Origin of the sequence: Bradyrhizobium sp. Gha (assembly GCF_900113735.1) — a bacterium.
GTDB lineage: Bacteria > Pseudomonadota > Alphaproteobacteria > Rhizobiales > Xanthobacteraceae > Bradyrhizobium.
The window spans coordinates 1-3,871 of sequence record NZ_FOQM01000085.1 but is presented as its reverse complement, the minus strand read 5'-3'; the positions used below and the strand labels follow the sequence as shown (position 1 = coordinate 3,871).

Annotated in this window: 2 protein-coding genes; both read right to left on the bottom strand. The window is 64.5% G+C overall.

Features of this window, described 5'->3' with window-relative positions:
• Positions 1-121 precede the first annotated feature (121 nt).
• On the bottom strand, positions 122-2,095 hold the full coding sequence (locus tag BM222_RS39600; RefSeq protein WP_092239992.1) for a methyl-accepting chemotaxis protein: 1,974 nt from the start codon (positions 2,093-2,095) through the stop codon (positions 122-124).
• A gap of 292 nt (positions 2,096-2,387) precedes the next feature.
• The gene (locus tag BM222_RS39595; RefSeq protein WP_092239993.1) at positions 2,388-3,560 is read right to left on the bottom strand and encodes a thiolase family protein; all 1,173 of its coding nucleotides are present in this window, start codon (positions 3,558-3,560) and stop codon (positions 2,388-2,390) included.
• Positions 3,561-3,871: the final 311 nt, after the last annotated feature.

The window sequence follows — 3,871 nt, the reverse complement described above, 5'->3', positions numbered from 1 at the left end:
CTGTCGTGTCCCGGAACGCTTGCAGACGTCCAGAACCGACTAGAATCAACGCCATGCGCCTTGTCCACAAAATCTAAACCGGACAGCCGTGGGACGAGCCCGGCCATGACGAGCCAGGCGTTTACGCCGCGCGGACCGTATCCAGGAACCTGCCGACCTCGAGCTTGAGGCGGTTGCTGTCGCCCGACAGGGATCTCGCCGCCGACAGCACCTGCGACGACGCCGAGCCGGTTTCGACCGCGCCCTGCCTGACATTGCTGATGTTGGCGCTGACCTGCGAGGTGCCGGCCGCCGCACTCTGCACATTGCGCGAGATCTCGCCGGTCGCGGCGCCCTGCTCTTCGACCGCGGCCGCGATCGTGGACGAAATCTCCGACAGGCGCTCGATGGTGCCCCCGATGGTCCTGATCGCGCCAACGGACTCGTTGGTGGCACCCTGGATGCTGGCGATCTGCTGACCGATCTCGCCGGTCGCTCTTGCAGTTTGCTCGGCCAGTGCCTTGACCTCGGAGGCGACGACGGCGAAGCCGCGTCCGGCTTCGCCGGCGCGTGCCGCCTCGATGGTGGCATTCAGCGCCAAGAGATTGGTCTGGCCGGCGATCGCATTGATGAGCTCGACCACGTCGCCGATGCGCGCGGCGGCCTTCGACAATTCGCCGACGCGATCGTTGGTTTGCCCCGCCTGGCTGACGGCCTCGCCGGCGATGCGCGCGGACGCCTGCACCTGCCGGCTGATCTCGATGACCGAAGCGGTCAACTGTTCGGCCGCGGACGCCACCGATTGCACGTTGGTCGCGGCCTCTTCCGAGGCGGCCTCGACCAGCGCGGCCAATTCGGTCGAGCGGCCCGCGGTCGTCGTCAGCGACGTCGCCGATGCCTCGAGCTCGGTCGCCGCCGACGACACCGTCTCGACGATCTCGCCGATCGCGCCCTCGAAATCGTCGGCCATCCGGATCATGTCGGCGCGGCGGCGCTCGGCCGCGAGCTTGTCCTGCCTGATCTTCTCTTCGGCTTCGTCGCGCGCCTTCTGCTCGGCGTTGACCTTGAAGGTCTCGACGGCTTGCGCGATCTCGCCGATCTCGTCGGGGCGGCCGAGCCCGGGCAGCACGACGGCGAAATTGCCGTTGGCAAGCTCGATCATCGCCGCCTGCATCGACGACAGCGGTTTCGAGACCGAGCGTCCGATGAAGATGCCGAGGCCGAGCACGCCGGACGCGATCAGCGCGATCGCAATGGCGATCCAGAACTGGATGGCGTCCCGCTCGGCATCGTTGAGCCGGTCGGCCTCGACGCGCATGGTGTCGACCGATCTCGAGACCTGCTCGATCACGGGTTCGACCGCTGCGAACGCTTCCGACATGCCCCTCGATTCCGTCGCGAGCTTCAGGGCCGACACCATCCAGCCGGAGAAGTCGCGTTGATAGTCGGCGAGCTTCTGGCGCAGCTCGGCCTTTGCCGCGTCGGGAATGGCAGCGGCATCGATGCCGGCCGAAAATTCCGAGACACGCTTCTTCATCTCGTCGCCGTATTTGGCGTCGCGGCGCAGCATGAAATCCTTCTCGTGCCGGCGCATCATCAGCATGATCACCTTGAGCGCGGAATCATGGAGCTGATCGACCTTGCTCTCGATCTCATGGACGGAGGCGCGCAGGCGGCCTTCGAGGCCGGAATTCTCATCCAGCCCGAGACGTTGCCGCTCCTCGACCACCGCGGCGAAACGCGCCTGATAGGTCTTCAGCGAGGCGGTCATCGCGTCGATCTTCTGCGCCAGATCGGGCTTGCCGATCGCCGCGATCCGATCGCGAAGCTGTTCGATGTCGACGGCAGCCTTTTTGCCGATCTCGATCTGGCGCTGGGCCTTGCTTGCATCGCTGCGCAGCAGGAAATCCTTCTCGGCCCGGCGTCCTTCCAGCAGTTCGATGGCGATCCTGCTGTTCAGCTCGTCAATCGTGCGCGCGTTCTCGGCCGCGTCGCGATAGACGCCCATCGCCCGCTCGCCATAGAGATGGATGCCGCCGATCAGGACGACACCGACAACGCCGATGACGCCGATGGCCGTGATCTTGTGTGTAAGCCGAAGGGAAAAAAATTGCATGGCAATCGCAAAATCGTTTGTGAATGATGCGATTCATGAAGCGCTTACGGGGAGAAATTTCCGTTAATTTGCGGGCACGTAAGACTACCTGCATTATGACAAAATGCACGCAAGGGTGCACAGAGAATGCACAAGAGTGCACAACCGGAAGCTTCAATCGCCGAACCATCGCGCTGCGGCTCGGGCGACCTCCTGATCATCGACTGCGCCGTCATGGGCCCCGCGACGATTCCATCCGGGCGCACCAGCACGGCGCTCGCGGCGCCGTGCCTTTCACAATCCTGCGTTCAGATCAGCTGTAGATCTCGAACAGGCCGGCCCCGCCCTGGCCACCGCCGATGCACATGGTGACGACGCCCCACTTGGCCTTGCGGCGGGCGCCTTCCTGCAGCAGATGGCCGGTGAGACGAGCGCCGGTCATGCCGAAGGGATGGCCGATCGCGATCGAGCCGCCATTGACGTTGTACTTGGCGGGATCGATGCCGAGCTTGTCGCGCGAATAGAGGCACTGGCTGGCGAAGGCCTCGTTGAGCTCCCACAGATCGATGTCGTCGATCTTGAGGCCATGGCGCTTCAACAGCTTCGGCACGGCGAAGATCGGACCGATGCCCATCTCATCAGGCTCGCAGCCGGCCGCAGCCCAGGCGACGAAACGGCCGAGCGGCTTGAGGCCGCGCTTCTCGGCGTCCTTGGCTTCCATCAGCACCACGGCAGCGGCGCCGTCTGAGAGCTGGCTGGCGTTGCCGGCCGTGACGAACTTGCCCGGACCCTTCACGGGCTCGAGCTTGGCCAACCCTTCCAGCGTGGTCTCGGGGCGGTTGCATTCGTCGCGGTCGACGACGTAATCGACGATCGACTCGGCCTTGGTCGCCTTGTCGACCACCTTCATCTTCGTCTTCATCGGGACGATCTCGTCCTTGAACTTGCCGGCCTGCTGGGCTGCGGCCATGCGGCGCTGCGACTCCAGCGAATACTCGTCCTGGTATTCACGGCTGAGCTTGTAGCGCTCGGCGACGATGTCGGCGGTGTCGATCATCGCCATGAAGATGTCGGGCGCGGTCTTGAGCAGATCGGGATCGATCGATTCCTTCGGCGTGCCGCCGCCGGGGATCGAGATGCTCTCGACGCCGCCGGCGACGATGCAGTCGGCGCCGTCGGAGCGGATCGAGTTGGCGGCCATCGCGATGGTCTGCAGGCCGGACGAGCAGAAGCGGTTCACCGAGACGCCGCCGGTCGACTTCGGCAGGCCCGCGAGCAGCGCAGCCTGGCGGCCGATGTTCGGCGCACCATGGGCGCAATTGCCGAGATAGCAGTCCTCGACATAGTCCTTGTCGACGCCGGCGCGGTCGACAGCGTGATGGATGGCGTGCGCCGCGAGCGACATCGGCGGCGTGATGTTGAACCCGCCGCGGCCTGACTTGGCGAGGCCGGTGCGCGCATAGGAAACGATGACGGCTTCACGCATTGTTTTCTCCCTGTCGAACGATTGGATGGTGCGTTCTGACGGCATTGGTACACTGAGATCACCGCCTGCGGAAAACAAAAACGCCGCCTCCGGTCACAGAGGCGACGTTGTTCCGCGGGTCGGAATATCCATGTGTACGTCACTCTATCCATTCGTCATGCCCCGGCTTGTCCCGGGCATCCACGTTCCTCGTGCCGCGCGGTAAGACGTGGATGGCCGGGACGAGCCCACGGCTGTCCGGTTTAGATTTTGTGGACAAGGCGCATGGCGTTGATTCTAGTCGGTTCTGGACGTCTGCAAGCGTTCCGGGA

What these genes read in the sequence shown, in the direction of transcription:
- BM222_RS39600 (WP_092239992.1), bottom strand. Translation starts at nt 2,095, where the DNA reads ATGCAATTTTTTTCCCTTCGGCTTACACACAAGATCACGGCCATCGGC.
- BM222_RS39595 (WP_092239993.1), bottom strand. Translation starts at nt 3,560, where the DNA reads ATGCGTGAAGCCGTCATCGTTTCCTATGCGCGCACCGGCCTCGCCAAG.